Below are 17718 nucleotides of genomic sequence, written 5' to 3'. Positions count from 1 at the left end.
CCCCGGTATTTGCCGTTGGGGTTATCAGCCGCCTTTGGCTTTTGCCTTACAATCTGGGCATGAGCTCCAGTTCCCCGCAAGCAACCCCATCTTCGCTCCCCCGTTCCGTCTACCTCGGTGGCCTGGCCATCGCCGTGGGCGGTGCGGTGCTGTTTTCCACCAAGGCCATCGTCGCCAAGCTGCTGTACCGCTACCAGATCGACGCCGTCACCCTGATCGCTTTCAGGATGATTTTCTCGCTGCCCGTATTCGCCGTCATCGCCTGGTGGAAGATGCGCACGGAGCCGCCGCTGTCAAACCGCGACCGCTGGCGCCTGGTCGGGCTGGGGCTCGTCGGCTACTACCTGTCCAGCTATCTGGATTTCCTGGGACTGCAATACATTTCCGTGGGCCTCGAACGGCTGATCCTGTTCCTCACACCCACCTTCGTGCTCCTGATTACCACCGTGTACTTCAAGCAGAGCATCAGCCGCCTGCAATGGCTGGCCTTGCTGACCTCGTATTGCGGCATCGTGCTGGTGTTCGTGCACGACTTGCAGGGCGGCGCCAGCAATGTGGCGCTGGGGTCGACCCTGGTGCTGGGCTCGGCCTGTTCGTATGCCGTGTATCTGCTCGGTTCGGGCGAATTGGTGAAACGCATCGGTTCGATGCGGCTCGTTTCCTACGCGATGTGCGTGGCCAGCTTTGCCTGCATCGCCCAATTTTTCATCCTGCGCCCCGTCGAGCTGCTGATACAGCCCATGCCCGTGTATGGCTTGTCATTGCTCAATGGCATCTTTTGCACGGTGATGCCCGTCTTCATGACGATGATCGCCGTCGAACGCATCGGCGCGCCCGTCGCTTCGCAGGCGGGAATGATCGGCCCCGTGTCGACCCTGTTCCTGGGCGCCATGATTCTCGATGAACCGATCACCAACTGGCAACTGGCTGGCACCAGCCTTGTGCTCGCCGGGATTTACTTGCTGTCGAAAAAGAAATAATTCCTCCACCCACTGAAAAGTTCTCACCATGAAAACACGCATCGCCCTGATTGCCCACGACAAGAAAAAAGATGACATGATTACCCTGGCGGGCGAATACCTGGACTTTTTGAAGGGTTGCGAACTGTCGGCCACGGGCACCACGGGTGGCCGCCTGATCAATGAACTGGGCTTGCAAGTGGAACGCAAGCATTCCGGTCCGTTCGGCGGCGACTTGCAGATCGGCTCGCTGCTGGTGGAAGGCTTGATCGATTGCGTGATCTTCCTGCGCGACCCGATGACGCCGCAGCCGCATGAGCCGGACATCAATGCCCTGGTGCGCGCCTGCGACGTGCACAACGTGGCGTGCGCAACGAATCTGTCGTCGGCGCACCTGGTGCTGTCGCAATTGCAGGCGCAGGCCGTTGCTGCCGCCTGATCCACCTACACGAGGAGATGAGCATGAGCGCAACGATTACCACCAAGGCCATCCGCGTACAGCGCACGGGCGGCCCGGAAGTGATGGAGTATGTGGACGTGGAACTGCCGCCGCCCGGCCCTGGCGAAGCGCGCGTGAAACATGAGGCCATCGGCCTCAATTTCATCGACGTGTATTTCCGCACGGGCTTGTACCCGCAGCCGCTGCCCAATGGCCTCGGCGTCGAGGGCGCTGGCATCGTCGAAGCGGTGGGCGAGGGCGTCACGGAAGTGAAGGTGGGTGACCGGGTGGCGTATGCGGCACGCATCAATGGCGCGTATGCGCAGCAGCGCAACCTGCCGGCGGCCCTGCTGCTGGTGTTGCCCGAGCGCATAGCTTTCGACACGGCCGCCGCCATGATGCTGCAAGGCTTGACGGTGCAATACCTGTTCCACCGCACGGTGGCCCTGAAGGCGGGCGATACCATCCTGTTCCATGCGGCCGCGGGCGGCGTGGGCCTGATCGCCTGCCAGTGGGCGAAAGTGCTGGGCGTGAACCTGATCGGCACGGCCGGCTCCGATGAAAAGGCGGCGCTGGCCAAGGCGCACGGCGCGGCCCACGTCATTAACTACAACACGGAAAACTTCGTCGAGCGCGTGCGCGAAATCACGGGCGGCAAGGGCGTCTCCGTCGTCTACGATTCCATCGGCAAGGATACGTTTACGGGTTCGCTCGACTGCCTGGCGCCGCTGGGCATGATGGTCAGCTTCGGCAACGCCTCCGGTCCCGTGCCGGCGTTTACGCTCAGCGAACTGGCTTCGCGCGGCTCGCTGTTCATTACGCGTCCAGCCCTGTTCAGCTATGCCTCGAACCGCGCCAACCTGGAAGAGATGGCCACCTCGCTGTTCGGCGTCGTCAGCAGCGGCGAAGTGCAGATCGAGATCAACCAGCGCTACAGCCTGGCCAATATCGCCCAGGCGCACACGGATCTGGAAGGGCGCAAGACGACCGGCTCGACCATCATCGTGCCATGAGCGGCGGCAGTGACGGCACGCCGAAGTTCGGCCGCCTGCTGATCGTGCTGCTATTGGCCGTGGCCCTGATCGGCGCACTCACTTTTGCCGCCGAGGCGTATTACTCATAGGCATAAAACGCAGACATAAAAAAACCGGCTTGCACATTGCTGCACCAGCCGGTTTTTTAAAGTACTCCAGACTTCTCGCGCCTGACAAAACCGTAGCGAGCGGCAGTGATTTGTGGCCGAGAAGCGCAACCGTACTTTAGTACGGTGAGCATCGCCGGCCGCAAAGCGCGACGCGCAGTAGGTTTTGGCTGGCGCTCTCAGTCTACTTTGACTTCTACTTTACGGGGCACGCCGCTCTGGCCGGGGAAATCGGCAAAGGCGCTGGCCACCATGGCCGGCATCACTTGCGACGTGGCGCGCTTGTTGCTGGTCGATTGTACGGTCACGTCGTACAGTTTCTTGCCGTTGCGGTCATTGATCGTCACGCGCAATTCGCGTTCGTATTTATGGCGCACGGTTTCTTCCATGTCCAGCGGACCAAACCAGTAGGGGTTATAGCCAAAGCGGCCATAGCCTGGCCATGCGCCATAGCGGTAGCCGTAGCGGCCAGGCCAGTAGCCGGGGCCATTCCAGAATGGATCGGACGCCTGCAGCACACGCTCGGGATAGTCGACGGTGGAAAACTGCATCGCCACGCGCAAATTGGCTGCGGCAGGGCCGGAAGCTTCACCGAAGCCGTGCTTGGCCAGTTCCGCGCGCACCAGGTTCTGGTAGCTGCGATATTCCAGCGTGTCGTGTTCGGCCGCTGGCGCTTCAAATGCATAGGATTTGTCCTGCAATTGCGCAGGCCATTCATGGAAAACGGTGACATCGCTGCGTATGGTGGTGGCGCATCCGGTCAGCAACACGGTCAATGCGGCCATCATGATGGTGAGATAACGTTTCATTGCATGACCTCCTGATAGTAGACACAATTCATCGCTTAGTATTATAAGAATAGTTCTATTTGTTTCTATTCATTATTACAGAATGTTACCGAGCATGTCGGCGTGTAAGGGAATCCAACATTCCTGGCCTGAATCGCGACGATCGGGGGCTGGTGTTGGTAAAATAGGCTTTTGCCTCCGCTCCCACCCATTCCCTATGCGCACAGACAGCCCTCAGACGATTTACCGCAAAGATTACACGCCGCCCAGCTTCCTGGTCGACAGCGTCGAACTTGGTTTCGATCTCGATCCCGCCCGCACAGTGGTGGCGAGCCGGATTCACATGCGCCATAACCCGGCCAGCACCAGCCGCAGCATCGAATTGCACGGCGAACACATCGAACTGGTGATGGTGCGCCTGAATGGCAAAGTGTTGAAGCCGTCGCAGTACAAGCTGACGGCCAGCATGCTGACCATCCCCAAGGCGCCGGACGATGTTACGCTCGATATCGAAACCGTGCTGGCGCCGCAGGACAATACCTCGCTGTCCGGCCTGTACGTGTCGAACCATAATTTCTTCACGCAGTGCGAAGCGGAAGGCTTCCGCCGCATCACCTTCTTCCCGGACCGCCCGGACGTGATGGCCAAATACACGGTCATGCTGCGCGCCGACAAGGAACATTATCCGGTGCTGCTGTCGAACGGTAACCTGATCGAAGAGGGCGACCTTGGCGACGGCCGCCATTACGCCAAGTGGGAAGACCCGTTCAAGAAGCCGTCCTACCTGTTCGCGCTGGTCGCCGCGCGCCTGGTCTGCCAGGAAGAACGCTACACCCTGAAGTCGGGCCGCGAAGTGCTGTTGCAAGTGTGGGTGGAAGACGGCAACCTCGACAAAACCGACTATGCCATGCAGTCGCTGAAAAATTCCATTCGCTGGGACGAGGAACGCTTCGGCCTGGAGCTGGACCTGGACCGCTTCATGATCGTTGCCGTGGGCGACTTCAACATGGGCGCCATGGAAAACAAGGGTTTGAACATTTTCAATACCAAGTATGTGCTGGCCAATTCGCGCGTGGCGACCGACGTCGATTACGCGGGCATCGAAGCGGTGGTCGGCCATGAGTACTTCCACAACTGGACCGGCAACCGCGTGACGTGCCGCGACTGGTTCCAGCTGTCGCTGAAGGAAGGCTTGACGGTGTTCCGCGACCAGGAATTCTCGGCCGACATGATCGGCACGGACACGGGCCGCGCCGTTACGCGCATCGACCAGGTGCGCACTTTGCGCCAGGCGCAATTCCCGGAAGACGCGGGTCCGATGGCGCATCCCGTGCGTCCCGACTCCTTCGTCGAGATCAATAACTTTTACACGGTCACGATCTACGAAAAGGGCGCCGAAGTGGTGCGCATGTATCAGACCCTGGTGGGGCGCGACGGTTTCCGCAAGGGCATGGACCTGTATTTTGAACGCCACGACGGCCAAGCCGTCCAGTGCGACGACTTCCGCGCCGCCATGGCGGATGCGAATGGCCGCGATTTTAGCCAGTTCGAGCGCTGGTACAGCCAGGCCGGCACGCCCATCGTCAAGGCCTCCACGCGCTATGACGCGGACAGCCGGACGTTCGAGCTGACCCTGGCGCAAAGCTGCCCCGCCACGCCGGGCCAGGCGCAAAAACTGCCGTTCCACATTCCCGTCACCGTCGGCTTGCTGGCTGCCGATGGCGGCGATTTGCCGCTGTACGTCGATGGCGTGGCCTCGAACGGCGCCACCAGCGTCGTGCTGGAATTGACGCAAGCGTCACAAACTTTCCGTTTTACGAATGTGATGGAAGCGCCCGTGCCGTCGCTGCTGCGCGACTTTTCCGCGCCCGTGGTGCTGGAATACGACTACACGGATGCCGAACTGCTGCACCTGTTCCGCCACGACAGCGACCCCGTGAACCGCTGGGAAGCTGGCCAGCGCCTGGCCATGGAACGTCTGCTGAAACTGACCGGTGCCGTCGCCGCCGGCGAGACCCTTGCGCTGGACGACACCTTCATCGCAGCGCAGCGCGCCTTGCTGGCCGACGACACGCTCGATCCCGCCTTCCGCGAGCTGGCGCTGATCCTGCCGTCGGAAACCATCATCGCCGAGCGCATGGCGCAAGTCGATCCGCAAGCGATCCACGCGGCGCGCCAGTTCATGCGCCGCACGATTGCCGCAGCCCTGAAGCCCGAACTGCTGGCGCAATACCACGCCAACCAGACGCCGGGCGACTACAGTCCGGACGCCCTGTCGGCCGGCAAGCGCGCGCTGAAAAACCTGGCGCTGTCGTATCTGCTGATCGCACCCGAAGCGGCGGAACTGGACCTGGCGCGGCTGCAGTTCGACAATGCCGGCAATATGACGGACCGCGCCGCGGCCCTGGGCGCCTTGATCCATTCGGGTTCGCAGCCGCACGCGCAGGCGGCGCTGACCAGCTTCTATAGCGATTTCGAGAACGAGGCGCTGGTGGTCGACAAGTGGTTCGCCATGCAGGCTGCCGCGCCAACGACCGACGTGCAAGCCGTGCGCCAGCTGATGACGCATCCGGCCTTCACCTTGAAAAATCCGAACCGCGCGCGCAGCCTGATCTTCAATTTCACCAACGGCAATCCGTCGCAATTCCATGCGGCAGATGGCAGCGGCTACGCCTTCTGGGCCGAGCAAGTGATCGCGCTCGACGCCCTGAACCCGCAAGTGGCGGCCCGCCTGGCGCGCTCCATGGACCGCTGGCGCCGTTACGTGCCGGCGCTGCAAAGCCACATGCGCGACGCGCTGGAAAAAGTCGCCGGCCAGGCCAGTTTGTCGAATGACGTGATGGAAGTCGTTTCCAAGGCATTGGCGAATTGATGGCATGTCGGATTACGCCCTGCGGGCTAATCCGACCTACACGGCGTCATGATTTCGTAGGTCGGCTTAGCGCCAACGGCGCGTAAGCCGACAATCACCGCACGAGACGTATTTAAAACACTAACTAAGGGGTTTCATGAAACGCATCAGTCTTACGCAATACCTGGTTGAAGAGCAGCGCTCGAACAACAGCATTCCGGCCGAACTGCGCCTGCTGATCGAAGTCGTCGCGCGCGCCTGCAAAACCATCAGCCACGCCGTCGGCAAGGGCGCGCTGGGCGAAGTGCTGGGCACGGCCGACACGGAAAACGTGCAGGGCGAAGTACAGAAAAAACTCGACATCATCTCCAACGAGATCCTGCTGGAAGCGAACGAATGGGGCGGCCACCTGGCGGCCATGGCGTCGGAAGAGATGGAATCGATCCACCCGATCCCGAACCGCTATCCAAAGGGCGAATACATGCTGCTGTTCGATCCACTCGATGGCTCGTCGAACATCGACGTCAACGTCTCGATCGGCACCATCTTCTCCGTGCTGAAGGCGCCGGATGGCATGGGTCAGCCGACGGAGCAGGACTTCATGCAGGCAGGCAGCAAGCAAGTGGCGGCAGGCTACGCCGTGTACGGCCCGCAAACCATGCTGGTGCTGACCTTCGGCAATGGCGTGAACTGCTTCACCCTGGACCGCGAAATGGGTTCGTGGGTCCTCACGCAAAGCAATATGCAGATTCCGCCGACGACGAAGGAATTCGCCATCAACATGTCGAACGCGCGCCACTGGCATCCGCCCGTGAAACGCTATGTCGATGAACTGCTGGCCGGCGATACGGGCCCGCGCGGCACCAATTTCAATATGCGCTGGATCGCATCGATGGTAGCCGACGTGCACCGCATCCTGAACCGCGGCGGCATCTTCATGTACCCGGCCGACCTGCGCGACACCTCGATGCCGGGCAAGCTGCGCCTGATGTACGAAGCGAACCCGATGGCCTTCATCGTCGAGCAAGCGGGCGGCGCGGCCACCGACGGCCAGCAGCGCATCATGGACATCGCCCCGCACAAGCTGCACCAGCGCGTGCCCGTCTTCCTCGGTTCGAAAGACGAAGTGGCCCGCGTCACGGCCTATCACGCGGAATAAAAGCCGCACTTTTCCACGATTTTTAGCGGCCCGCAGCCGGGCCGCTAAAAAAATGCAAAAAAGTTCGCGTTGACACTAGCAAATTTTGTGCATTGTTTGTAGAATGTGGGTCTTCGCCGTTGTAGCTCAGTTGGTAGAGCAGCACATTCGTAATGTGAAGGTCGCCAGTTCGATTCCGGCCAACGGCACCAAGTTTCATCAGAAAACCCGCTTGACTTGCAAAAGTCGGCGGGTTTTTTGTTTTGCCCCATATCGTTTTCTGGCTTGTCCTCAAGACCCGAATTCGGATTGCCAATTATTGTTGTTGGTACTTGACCCTTGGGCTATGATGTTCGCGGTCCAATTATTGGTCAGTACCAGTGGCATATACAGACGTGTTTTCATGGCGCCGTGCGCCGGTAGACAAATCAAGGATCAAATTCTATGAGCTCAAACTTCACCCAAACCGCCGCCTTTATCTGGTCTGTCGCGGATCTGTTGCGTGGTGACTTCAAACAGAGCCAATATGGCCGCATCATCTTGCCTTTTACCTTGTTGCGTCGCCTGGAATGTGTATTGCAAGCCAACAAATCGGCGGTTATCGCCGAAGCCGCGCGCATTGCACCAATGAAGTTGCCGGAGGATGCTCAGGAAAAGTTTCTGCATCGCGCTTCTGGACTCACATTTTCCAATATCTCGCCGATGGACCTGTCCAGACTGGGCGAAAAGGATATCAAAGACAACCTGCTCAATTACGTGAGCTGCTTTTCGCGTGACGCGCGCGAGATTTTCGACTATTTCAATTTCAGTGAATTCGTTGGCCAGCTTAGTGATGCCAATCTACTCTATAAGGTCACGCGCAAGTTCGCCACCACTGACCTTAGTCCCGTCGCCGTCAGCAACCATGGCATGGGCCTGGTCTTCGAGGAGCTGATCCGGCGCTTTGCGGAAAGCTCGAATGAAACTGCCGGTGAACATTTTACCCCGCGCGATATCGTGCACCTGACGACTTCGCTCGTATTCATGGAGGATGACGCCGCCCTCACGCGTCCTGGCATCATCCGCACCATTTATGACCCGACGGCAGGCACAGGCGGTTTCCTGTCGAGTGGCATGGAATACGTGCATGACCTCAATAAGCACGCCACCATGGGAGCCTTTGGCCAGGAGCTCAATCCTGAAAGTTATGCCATTTGCAAGGCGGACATGCTGATCAAGGGCCAGGATATCTCCCGCATCAAGCTTGGCAATACACTTTCGAATGATCATCTGCCGAACGAAAAATTTGACTACATGCTGTCGAATCCTCCATTTGGCGTCGATTGGAAGAAAGTCGAATCGGACATCACTACCGAGCATATGGTCAAAGGCCACGCCGGACGTTTTGGTCCAGGCTTGCCACGCGTCTCAGACGGCTCCTTGCTGTTCCTGATGCATCTGATCAGCAAGCTGCCGACGGAAGCAGACCGCACCGGCCGCATCGGTATTATTCTCAATGGTTCACCTTTGTTCACTGGTAGTGCAGGCAGTGGCGAGAGCGAAATTCGCCGCTATATTTTAGAAACGGACTTGCTTGAAACTATCGTCGCGCTGCCTAACGATATGTTTTATAACACCGGCATTGCCACCTACGTGTGGATTCTGACTAACAATAAGAGCGCCGAGCGCAAAGGCAAGGTGCAGCTGATTAATGGCGTGAACCTGTGCGAGAAGATGCGCAAATCGCTTGGCAGCAAGCGCAATGTCATGTCCGAGAACGATATTGCCATCATTACGCGCAGCTTCGCCAATTTTGAAGAGATCAGTCCGACAGTGCTCGACAAGCGATCACAGGTCAAGAGCAGCCGTGGCCGCAAGTCCGAGAAAAACAGTGCGCCAGCGCATAAAACCTTCGCCAGCAAGATATTCCCTACCCATGCATTCGGCTACCGGCGCATCACTGTCGAGCGTGCGCTGCGCACGTCGGCTCAGTTGAGCAACGAGCGCCTGGCTGATTTGCGCTTCGCACCCAAGCCATTCAATGCGCCGATGCGGTGGGTTTATGAACAATTCGGTGCTGCCTGGGCAGAGGACGATTACGGTGTGTTCGATGCGGACCAGGCGCTGCTCATCCGCGCCAAGGTCAAGGCTGACTTCAGCGAACTCAAGGAAGCCCAGATCAAAGACTTGACTGGGTCCACAATGTGGCGCGATCAGGCGCACTTGCTGCAAAAAGCGCTGCTGTTGCAAAGCGCCCTCGGCAGCGCACAATGGGATAATTACAATCTGTTCGACCTCGCCTGCAAGAACGCACAGGCCGCCGGCGATGTCAAACTCGACAGCAAAGAGAAAAAACAGTTCGAGGCCGCCGTGACTTGGACCAATCCGGCTGCCGACCGCGTGATTGCCAAGAACTATAGATCGGCCACGCTAGCCGATCCTCTGTATGGCCTGTTCGCCTGCGACGCGGCCGAAGTGGCATGCAACACGCCCAAGACTGGCAAGGCGCTGCTCAAACTCGGTGATGTGGTCGAATTCGCTACTGACAGTGCCCTGCGAGAACATGAAAACGTCCCGCTCGATCCAAGCTGTGTCGTCAAAAAAGGTATCGAGGCATATTTCCTGCGCGAGGTCGCCCCACATGTTCCCGATGCCTGGATCGATGACGACAAGCGGGACAAGAAGGATGGCGCGCTTGGTATCGTCGGCTACGAAATCAATTTCAATCGTTATTTCTACCAGTACCAGGCACCACGCCAGTTGGCCGACATCGACGCGGACTTGCAGGCTGTGGAGGCCGAGATCGCAGCATTGCTGAGTGAGGTGACAACATGAGGCAGCCTAAAACAGAGAGCTGCGTTGCCACGCCCGCTGAGCTTGCTTTTGCCGAAGTGGTGAAGCTGATAGCCACGGTTCGCCAACGCGCCTACCAAGCCGTTAACACGACTCTTATCGAGCTGTACTGGCAGGTGGACGCCTACATCAGCGCCAAACTGGAAGCTGCCGAATGGGGCGATGGCGTGGTCGATCAACTGGCGCGCCACCTCGCCGTGAGCCAGCCCGGCCTGCAAGGATTTATGCGCAGGAATTTTTTCTGCATGCGTCAGCTTTACGACACATATCGGAACGCTGCAAAAGTGTCGGCACTGCTGACACAATTGCCTTGGACGCATAACAAGAAGTTGCACGCATCCTACGCCCTCAATGTTGGCAAGGAGGCGCAACAATGAGCCACTACAAGCCATATCCTGTTTACAAGGAATCGGGTATTGAGTGGATGGGCCCGGTGCCTGCACACTGGGAGGTTTTCCGAATAAAGTCGCTTATTTTTTCATCACAGAATGGTTTTTGGGGTGAGGAGCCGAATGGCGATGAGAACGACATACCTTGTGCTCGTGTTGCCGATTTTGATAGGTCGAATTTGACTGTTGGCGATAATCTCCCAACAATTCGAAATGTTCCAGCATTTCAACGTGAATCACGCCAAGTGTGTCGCGGCGACCTCTTATTTGAAAAATCTGGTGGCGGTGAGCAGACATTGGTTGGCGCCGTAGTTCAGTACACCGGTGAGACGCCCGTTATCTGCTCCAATTTCGTCGCTGTGATCAAATGCAAATCGTCTATCAACGCACGTTGGCTCTGTTATGCAAACGCCTATTTATATTCTGTTGGTATAAATATTCGATCAATAAAGCAGGCGACAGGGATTCAGAATATCGATTCTGAAGATTATTTTTCCGAACGTATTAGTGTGCCGTCTGAAACTGAACAAGGTTTAATAGCCGGTCATCTCGACCGCGAAACAGCCCGTATCGACGAACTGATTAGTAGGAAAAATCGCTTTATCGAGTTGCTGCGTGAAAAGCGCCAAGCATTGATCACTCACGTTGTAACGAAGGGGTTCGATCCCAACGCGCCGATGAAGGATACCGGCGTTGCATGGCTTGGTGATGTGCCTGCGCATTGGGACGTGACTCGCGTAAAGTATGTAATCAGCTCAATAGGACAGGGCTGGAGTCCAGAATGTGAATCCCGTCCCGTTGACGACGGCGAATGGGGTGTATTGAAAGTCGGTTGCGTGAACGGTGGTGTATTCAGGCCGACAGAAAATAAGGCACTACCATTGACGCTCACCCCAAGACCAGAGCTTGCATTAAAAAAAGGGGATATCTTGGTTTCAAGGGCCAATACACGAGAGCTAGTCGGAGGCTGCACGGTGGTCGAACAAGATTTTCCTTTGCTAATGATTTGCGATAAGTTATATCGATTAAGCGTTGATAATGCACGCGCAAATCCGGCATTCTTAGCTGCATTAATTACTGTGCATGGCAGACGTGAGGTTGAGCTTGAGGCGACAGGTGCCAGTGCTTCTATGGTTAACATTGCCCAGTCAGTTATCTTAAATTTACAGGTTGGTTTGCCGCCTATCCAGGAACAGGTAGCGATCATTGCATCGATGGCATCAGGAACGCAAAGATACGATATGCTGATTAGCACAACCGAGAGCAGCATTGAACTGCTCAAGGAGCGACGTAGCGCGCTCATCACAGCCGCCGTCACCGGGAAAATCGACTTACGCGAAACCGGCTGAAAGGCTGGATGGTTCAGGTCGCACTAGCCGCTCAACCCTGTTTGTAGCGGCGAGTGTGTTCTTCCAAAACAGCATTTCCAGTGACGAAAAACTAGCCTTGCGTTAAATTTTCTGTATTTCATTTTTCATAAATTGATTAATTCAATATGGATGAAGTCGAACGTTGCCTGCATGCCCGTCGTCTCCGCCTCAAGCATCGTGAAATTTTCCAGCCCCTGTCCACGCAGGGGAGGCATCACACATATATCGAAAAGACCGTTACATGAGCAGCCAGGCCAATGAAAAACACTTCCAGAACAACATCATTACAGAGATGCAGGCCAATGGCTGGCTAATCGGCAAAAGCGAAGACTACAACCGTGAACGCGCACTGTACGAAGCCGACTTGCTCGCATTTGTCCAGACGTCACAGCCTGAAGAGTGGCGCAAGTACCAGGGGATTTATCCGCTCGATACGGAGCGCCATTTTCTTGAACGGGTCACCGCGCAACTGAGCAAGACGGACCCACAGGCGTCCATCACGCACACCAATACCGAGCTGCGTACCTTCGGCACACTGGGTGTTTTGCGGCATGAGCTGCGCGATCGCGGCTGCCGTTTCAAGCTCGTGCAATTCAAGCCTGATCATGACCTCAATCCTGATATCCTGGCGCGCTACCGGGCCAATCGCCTGCGCATGGTTCCGGAACTGGTTTACAGCCCTTACGCGACACCAACCCATATGGCCGAGACTGGCAAGCGGTCCAAGACCTGGCGCATCGATTTGGTCTTGTTTGTGAATGGCATCCCCGTGGTCACCATGGAACTCAAGTCGGAGTTCATGCAGGCCATTGATAATGCCAAACGGCAGTATTGCCAGACCCGTTTACCGCGTGATCCCGCCACTAACAAGCCTGAACCTTTGCTCAGCTTCAAGCGCGGTGCATTGGTGCATTTTGCCGTCAGTCAGTTCGAGGTGTATATGGCGACCAAGCTGGCCGGTTCCGACACTTATTTTCTCCCCTTTAATAAGGGCAGTGCGGGCGGCGGCGCCGGCAATGATGCACCAGCCGACGCCAACTGTTACGCGACCGATTATCTGTGGAATGAGGTGCTGTTGCCGGATAACCTGCTGCAAGTGCTGGGGCGCTTCGTGCATTTGCAGATCGAGGAAAAAGAGGATTGGGAAGGACGCAAGTCAAAGAAGGAATCGCTTATTTTCCCACGCTATCATCAATGGGATGCGGTGAAAAGGATACTCGCCGCGGTCGCGCGCGAAGGTACGGGTCACAAGTATCTGATTCAGCACAGCGCCGGATCGGGTAAATCCAATTCGATTGCGTGGGTGGCGCATCAGCTCGCCTCTTTGTATGACGCAAAGGGGAACAAGCAATTCAATTCGGTGATCGTGGTAACCGACCGGACGGTGCTTGACGATCAGTTGCAGGACACGATCCATCAATTCGAGCATGCCGACGGGGTAGTAGGACGCATCAATAACAAGGAGGGCGATGGCTCCAAATCTGAGAAGCTTGCCTTCGCGCTACAGCAGTCGCAACCGATTATTATCGTGACAATGCAGACGTTTCCGTTTGTGCTGAAGGCAATTGAAGACAGCGTGATTCTGAAAGCGCGACGCTATGCAGTCATTGCCGACGAAGCGCATTCGTCGCAAAGCGGCAGCACGGCCAGTCAATTAAAGGGCGTGCTGATGCTTGACGAGCGCGCCAATGATGAAGAGCTCAGCAGCGAAGACATGATGACGGCGGCGGTGCAGGCAAGCATGTTGTCGCGCAAGGGATCGTCCAACCTGAGTTTTCTGGCCTTCACCGCAACGCCGAAGGCAAAGACACTCGAGCTGTTTGGCCGTTTGCCGCATCCGGAACTGCCACCCTCGCGTATTAACCTGCCGGTCGCTTTTCATGAGTACACGATGCGCCAGGCGATTGAGGAGGGATTCATTCTTGATGTGCTGAAGAACTATACGACTTACAAGGTGGCATATCACTTGGCCCAGCAAGCCGAGGCGCAAGATGCTGAGGTCGATAGCCAGCGCGCCAATACGCGCCTCAATCAATGGGTCAAATTGCACCCGACGAATATCGCGCAAAAGGTCAAGATCATCATCGAGCATTTTCGCAGCAACGTGGCCGGCGTGCTGGGCGGACAGGCGAAAGCGATGGTGGTGACGGGGTCGCGCAAGGAGGCCGTACGCTACAAGCTTGCCTTCGATGCCTATATCGCAGACAAGGCCAAGGTTGAGCGCGGCTATGAACGTATCCGTGCGATGGTTGCATTTTCTGGCGAGGTGACAGACACGGATCACTCGTCCGAGCCGTTTAATGAGCGCAACATGAATCCTATGCTCAAGGGCCGGGACATGCGCAAGGCTTTCGATACCGATGATTTCCAGGTCATGCTGGTGGCGAATAAATTCCAGACAGGATTCGATCAGCCCAAGCTGTGCGCAATGTATGTCGACAAGAAGCTCGCCGGCGTCGACTGCGTGCAAACGCTCTCGCGCCTGAACCGTATCTATCCTGGCAAGAAAGAGTCAGGTACCTTCGTGCTCGATTTTTTCAATGATCCGCAGGATATATTGGACGCGTTTCAGCCCTATTATCAAACGGCTGAGCTGGCTGATGTGTCGAATCCGAATCTGGTGTACGACCTGCAGCAAAAACTCGATAGCCTGGGCATTTATCAATGGCAAGAAGTGGAACAGTTTTGCGCGGCTTTCCATAACAAGAGCGTCAGCAAGGCAGCTCTGGGCAACTATTGCAAACCCGCGATGGAGCGCTGGCAGAAGCGCTATGGATCGGCTGTCGATGCCTTTAAATTGGCACGCCAGATGTTCGAGCGTACACAGAAAACGGGTGATCCTGTGTTGATGGCGAACGCGGAAACGAGTTTGAAAGCCTGTGTGATCGAGAAAGATCGTTTGGAGATTTTCAAAAAAGATCTGCAGAGTTTCAGTCGGTTCTATGAATTCATGGCACAGATTGTAGAGTACAACGAAACCGATTTGGAAAAGCTCAATTTGTTCGCCAAACATCTGCGTCCCTTATTGCGTGAAAAAGTCGGCGATGAGGATGACGAGATTGATCTGTCTACCGTTGTGATGACCCACTATCGGCTATCAGAAATCCGCAAGCAGGATCTTTTACTGCAACAAGACAGCGAAGAGTACAAACTGCAACCGGGTAAAGACCTCGGTAGCGGCAAAGCAAAAGACAAGCTCGAAGAGTTGCTGTCGCAGATCTTGCAGCGTCTCAATAGTCTCTTCGTCACCGATGCCCTAAGTGACGGCGACATGGTCAGCTATGCGTATACGATCGTGAGCAAAGTGCGTGAAAATGCCAAGGTGATGGACCAGATCAACAATAATACTGCTGAGCAGGCCTTGTTGGGTGATTTCACGAAGGCGGTAGACGAAGCTGTCATGGATAGTGGAGCCGCGCATCAAAATCAAATGATGCAATATCTCTCCAGTCCTCAGTTGGCAAGCGGGTTTGCCAGAGTCATATTTGATTTGATGTTGGCTGGGAAAGATGTAAATAATCAAGCGGATCGCGTGTGATTGATCGCAATGAGCATTTGATGCATTCCGCTCCTACGATGGAGTCACACCTCTCTCGCGTATAAATGACAGTGGCGTGGGTGGCACCCGCACCACTGTCGAAAAAATTCAGCGCTTCGATCTTACCGTTTAGAAGCTCTTGCAGTTGTATGACCTTTTCACCAGCACCTCAGAACGCAAAGCAGCTGCATCCCAGCGCGCCCCAGAAGCCGGAGTGGCTGGAGACGGGCACGGAGCTCTTGCGCGCCACGTCGTGCGCGTGGGCGTGTACGCCGCAGGCGCCCTGGCACTGGTGCTGCTGCATGACGCTGGTCTTTTGCGGCGGCGCAGAGCGGTAGTGGCCGGCCACGTTTTTCACGGGTGACCAATCGGGCAGCACGGGAATCGGTGGCGGCGCCAGCTTGGTAAATTCCGCCTGGCCGTAGACGATCTTGCCGCCGACGATGGTAAGCACGGACTCGATCGACTTGATCGCTTCTTCATCGATACTGAAGAAATCCGCGCTCAGCACGGCCAGGTCGGCCAGCATGCCTTCCTGGATGCGCCCCTTCTTGCCTTGCTCGCTGGAGAACCAGGCGCTGCCCGCCGTCCACAGTTCCAGCGCCGTGTCGCGCGACAAACGGCTGCCCGCGTCGTACAGGCGCAAGCCGCCCACGGTGCGGCCCGACACCAGCCAGTACAGCGCCGTCCACGGGTTGTAGCTGGCGACCCTGGTGGCATCGGTGCCGCCGCCCACTGGCACGCCAGAGGCAAGCATGCGCGCGATCGGCGGCGTGGCCTTGGCCGCTTCCGCGCCGTAGCGGTCGACGAAGTATTCGCCCTGGAAGGCCATGCGGTGCTGGATGGCGATGCCGCCGCCCAGCGCCTTGACCCGGTCGATGTTTTTCGGCGTGATGGTTTCGCAGTGGTCGAACATCCAGTGCAGGCCGTCGAACGGGATATCGCGGTTGACCTTTTCAAATACCGTCAGCATGCGCTCTATCGATTCGTCGTAGGTGGCGTGCAGGCGGAAGGGCCAGCGTTTCGACACCAGGTGGCGCACGACCTTTTCCAGTTCGTCGTCCATGCCGGGCGCCAGGTCCGGGCGCGGCTCGAGGAAATCTTCGAAGTCGGCGGCGGAAAACACCAGCATTTCGCCAGCGCCGTTATGGCGGTAGTAATCGTCGCCCTGGCCGGGCGTGACCATCTCCGTCCATTTTTCAAAATCCTCCAGCTCGCGGCCCTTGTTTTGCGTGAACAGGTTGTAGGCGATGCGTATCGTCAGCTGCCCTTCGCTTGCCAGCTGATCGACCACCGCGTAGTCTTCCGGATAATTCTGGAAGCCGCCGCCCGCGTCGATGGCGCTGGTCAGGCCCAGGCGGTTCAGCTCGCGCATGAACTGGCGCGTGGAATTGACTTGCAATTCGCGCGGCAGGGTTGGACCCTTGGCCAGGGTCGCATATAAAATCATGGCGTTCGGACGGGCGATCAGCATGCCCGTGGGGTTGCCGGCAGCGTCGCGCACGATTTCGCCGCCGGGCGGGTTCGGCGTATTCTTGTCGTAGCCGACCACGCGCAGGGCGGCGCGGTTCAGCAGGGCGCGGTCGTACAGGTGCAGGATGAAGACGGGCGTGTCGGGCGCGGCCGCATTGATTTCATCGAGGGTCGGCATGCGTTTTTCCGCGAACTGGAATTCGTTCCAGCCGCCGACGACGCGCACCCATTGTGGATTCGGCGTGCGCAGCGCCTGTTCTTTCAGCATGCGCAGGGCGTCGGCCAGCGACGGCACGCCTTCCCAGCGCAATTCCAGGTTGTAGTTCAAGCCGCCGCGGATCAGGTGCAGGTGCGAGTCGTTCAGGCCGGGAATCACCGTGCGGCCACCGAGGTCGATCACGCGGCTGTCGGGCGCGCGGTGGCGCATGACGTCATCGGCATCGCCGACGGCGAGGAATTTGCCGTCGGCGATGGCCACCGCGCTCGCTTGCGGGCAGCTTTTATCGACGGTATGGAAACAGCCGTTGAGCAGTATCAAGGGGGCGGCGGCGGGGAGGGTGTGTTCTGGCATGGTGCAGCTCCATGGTTGCGGTGCGGGGAGGGCCGGCGTGCGCGGCGCGAAAGTCACGTCTGCCAGTGTAGCTAGCGTCCCGCGTTTGAACACGGGCCAAAAGATCAGGTGGAACGTGGCGCACTGGCCGAAGGACGGGGGCGCAGGCCTGCCGCATGGCTTACCATGCAGGCAGCGGCGCCGGGGAGCTGGCGCGTTTTTTGTTTTTTTAGTGCATTGCACGGTATCA

At 57.4% G+C, this 17718-nt stretch carries 11 protein-coding genes and 1 tRNA gene; 10 read left to right on the top strand and 2 right to left on the bottom strand.

What is annotated here, in order from left to right; all coding sequences use genetic code 11:
• Window positions 1-59: 59 nt before the first annotated feature.
• Genes FG13_RS14025 through FG13_RS14015 form a run of 3 tightly spaced genes read left to right on the top strand, consistent with a single transcriptional unit; the run spans window position 60 to window position 2411 of the window.
• A complete protein-coding gene (locus tag FG13_RS14025; RefSeq protein WP_035821768.1) occupies window positions 60-980 on the top strand; it encodes a DMT family transporter in 921 nt (306 codons plus the stop codon).
• A gap of 28 nt (window positions 981-1008) precedes the next feature.
• Window positions 1009-1398 (top strand): methylglyoxal synthase, encoded by a 390-nt coding sequence (locus FG13_RS14020; RefSeq protein ID WP_035821766.1) that lies wholly within the window; start codon window positions 1009-1011, stop codon window positions 1396-1398.
• 23 nt (window positions 1399-1421) lie between these two features.
• The gene (locus FG13_RS14015; protein ID WP_035821764.1) at window positions 1422-2411 is read left to right on the top strand and encodes a quinone oxidoreductase family protein; all 990 of its coding nucleotides are present in this window, start codon (window positions 1422-1424) and stop codon (window positions 2409-2411) included.
• A 307-nt stretch (window positions 2412-2718) separates the two neighbouring features.
• On the opposite strand, the gene FG13_RS14010 is transcribed toward FG13_RS14015, so the two are convergent.
• Window positions 2719-3348, bottom strand: a complete 630-nt coding sequence (locus tag FG13_RS14010) for a DUF4136 domain-containing protein (RefSeq protein WP_035821761.1) — start codon at window positions 3346-3348, stop codon at window positions 2719-2721.
• Between the two features lie 196 nt (window positions 3349-3544).
• On the opposite strand from FG13_RS14010, the gene pepN reads away from it, so the two are divergent.
• From pepN to FG13_RS13975, 7 genes are all read left to right on the top strand, one after another.
• On the top strand, window positions 3545-6199 hold the full coding sequence (gene pepN, locus FG13_RS14005) for an aminopeptidase N (protein WP_035821759.1): 2655 nt from the start codon (window positions 3545-3547) through the stop codon (window positions 6197-6199).
• A 136-nt stretch (window positions 6200-6335) separates the two neighbouring features.
• Complete coding sequence (locus FG13_RS14000; protein ID WP_034747152.1) at window positions 6336-7337, top strand: class 1 fructose-bisphosphatase; 1002 nt, start codon at window positions 6336-6338, stop codon at window positions 7335-7337.
• A gap of 115 nt (window positions 7338-7452) precedes the next feature.
• Window positions 7453-7528, top strand: a tRNA-Thr gene (locus FG13_RS13995).
• Window positions 7529-7760: 232 nt separating this feature from the next.
• Window positions 7761-10130: a type I restriction-modification system subunit M gene (locus FG13_RS13990; RefSeq protein ID WP_035821757.1), complete on the top strand. Its 2370-nt coding sequence runs from the start codon at window positions 7761-7763 to the stop codon at window positions 10128-10130.
• On the top strand, window positions 10127-10525 hold the full coding sequence (locus FG13_RS13985; RefSeq protein WP_035821753.1) for a DUF1016 N-terminal domain-containing protein: 399 nt from the start codon (window positions 10127-10129) through the stop codon (window positions 10523-10525). The genes FG13_RS13990 and FG13_RS13985 overlap by 4 nt, the downstream gene beginning before the upstream one ends.
• Window positions 10522-11886, top strand: coding sequence for a restriction endonuclease subunit S (locus FG13_RS29490; protein WP_035821750.1), 1365 nt, complete (start codon window positions 10522-10524; stop codon window positions 11884-11886). Before FG13_RS13985 ends, FG13_RS29490 begins: the two co-directional genes overlap by 4 nt.
• 262 nt (window positions 11887-12148) lie before the next feature.
• Entirely contained in the window at window positions 12149-15445 is a 3297-nt protein-coding gene (locus FG13_RS13975; protein ID WP_035821747.1) for a type I restriction endonuclease subunit R, read from the top strand.
• A 169-nt stretch (window positions 15446-15614) separates the two neighbouring features.
• Here the strand turns inward: FG13_RS13975 and FG13_RS13970 are convergent, their stop codons facing one another.
• Window positions 15615-17489, bottom strand: a complete 1875-nt coding sequence (locus tag FG13_RS13970) for an amidohydrolase (protein WP_035821745.1) — start codon at window positions 17487-17489, stop codon at window positions 15615-15617.
• Window positions 17490-17718: the final 229 nt, after the last annotated feature.

The organism is Janthinobacterium sp. RA13, from assembly GCF_000745325.1.
GTDB classification, from domain to species: Bacteria; Pseudomonadota; Gammaproteobacteria; order Burkholderiales; family Burkholderiaceae_D; genus Janthinobacterium; species Janthinobacterium rivuli.
The sequence above is the reverse complement of the archived record's forward strand: the minus strand, read 5'-3'. Positions and strand labels throughout refer to the sequence as shown.

What these genes read in the sequence shown, in the direction of transcription:
- FG13_RS14020 (WP_035821766.1), top strand. Translation starts at nt 1,009, where the DNA reads ATGAAAACACGCATCGCCCTGATTGCCCACGACAAGAAAAAAGATGAC.
- FG13_RS14000 (WP_034747152.1), top strand. Translation starts at nt 6,336, where the DNA reads ATGAAACGCATCAGTCTTACGCAATACCTGGTTGAAGAGCAGCGCTCG.
- FG13_RS13970 (WP_035821745.1), bottom strand. Translation starts at nt 17,489, where the DNA reads ATGCCAGAACACACCCTCCCCGCCGCCGCCCCCTTGATACTGCTCAAC.
- FG13_RS14010 (WP_035821761.1), bottom strand. Translation starts at nt 3,348, where the DNA reads ATGAAACGTTATCTCACCATCATGATGGCCGCATTGACCGTGTTGCTG.
- FG13_RS13975 (WP_035821747.1), top strand. Translation starts at nt 12,149, where the DNA reads ATGAGCAGCCAGGCCAATGAAAAACACTTCCAGAACAACATCATTACA.
- FG13_RS14025 (WP_035821768.1), top strand. Translation starts at nt 60, where the DNA reads ATGAGCTCCAGTTCCCCGCAAGCAACCCCATCTTCGCTCCCCCGTTCC.
- FG13_RS29490 (WP_035821750.1), top strand. Translation starts at nt 10,522, where the DNA reads ATGAGCCACTACAAGCCATATCCTGTTTACAAGGAATCGGGTATTGAG.
- FG13_RS13990 (WP_035821757.1), top strand. Translation starts at nt 7,761, where the DNA reads ATGAGCTCAAACTTCACCCAAACCGCCGCCTTTATCTGGTCTGTCGCG.
- FG13_RS14015 (WP_035821764.1), top strand. Translation starts at nt 1,422, where the DNA reads ATGAGCGCAACGATTACCACCAAGGCCATCCGCGTACAGCGCACGGGC.
- pepN (WP_035821759.1), top strand. Translation starts at nt 3,545, where the DNA reads ATGCGCACAGACAGCCCTCAGACGATTTACCGCAAAGATTACACGCCG.
- FG13_RS13985 (WP_035821753.1), top strand. Translation starts at nt 10,127, where the DNA reads ATGAGGCAGCCTAAAACAGAGAGCTGCGTTGCCACGCCCGCTGAGCTT.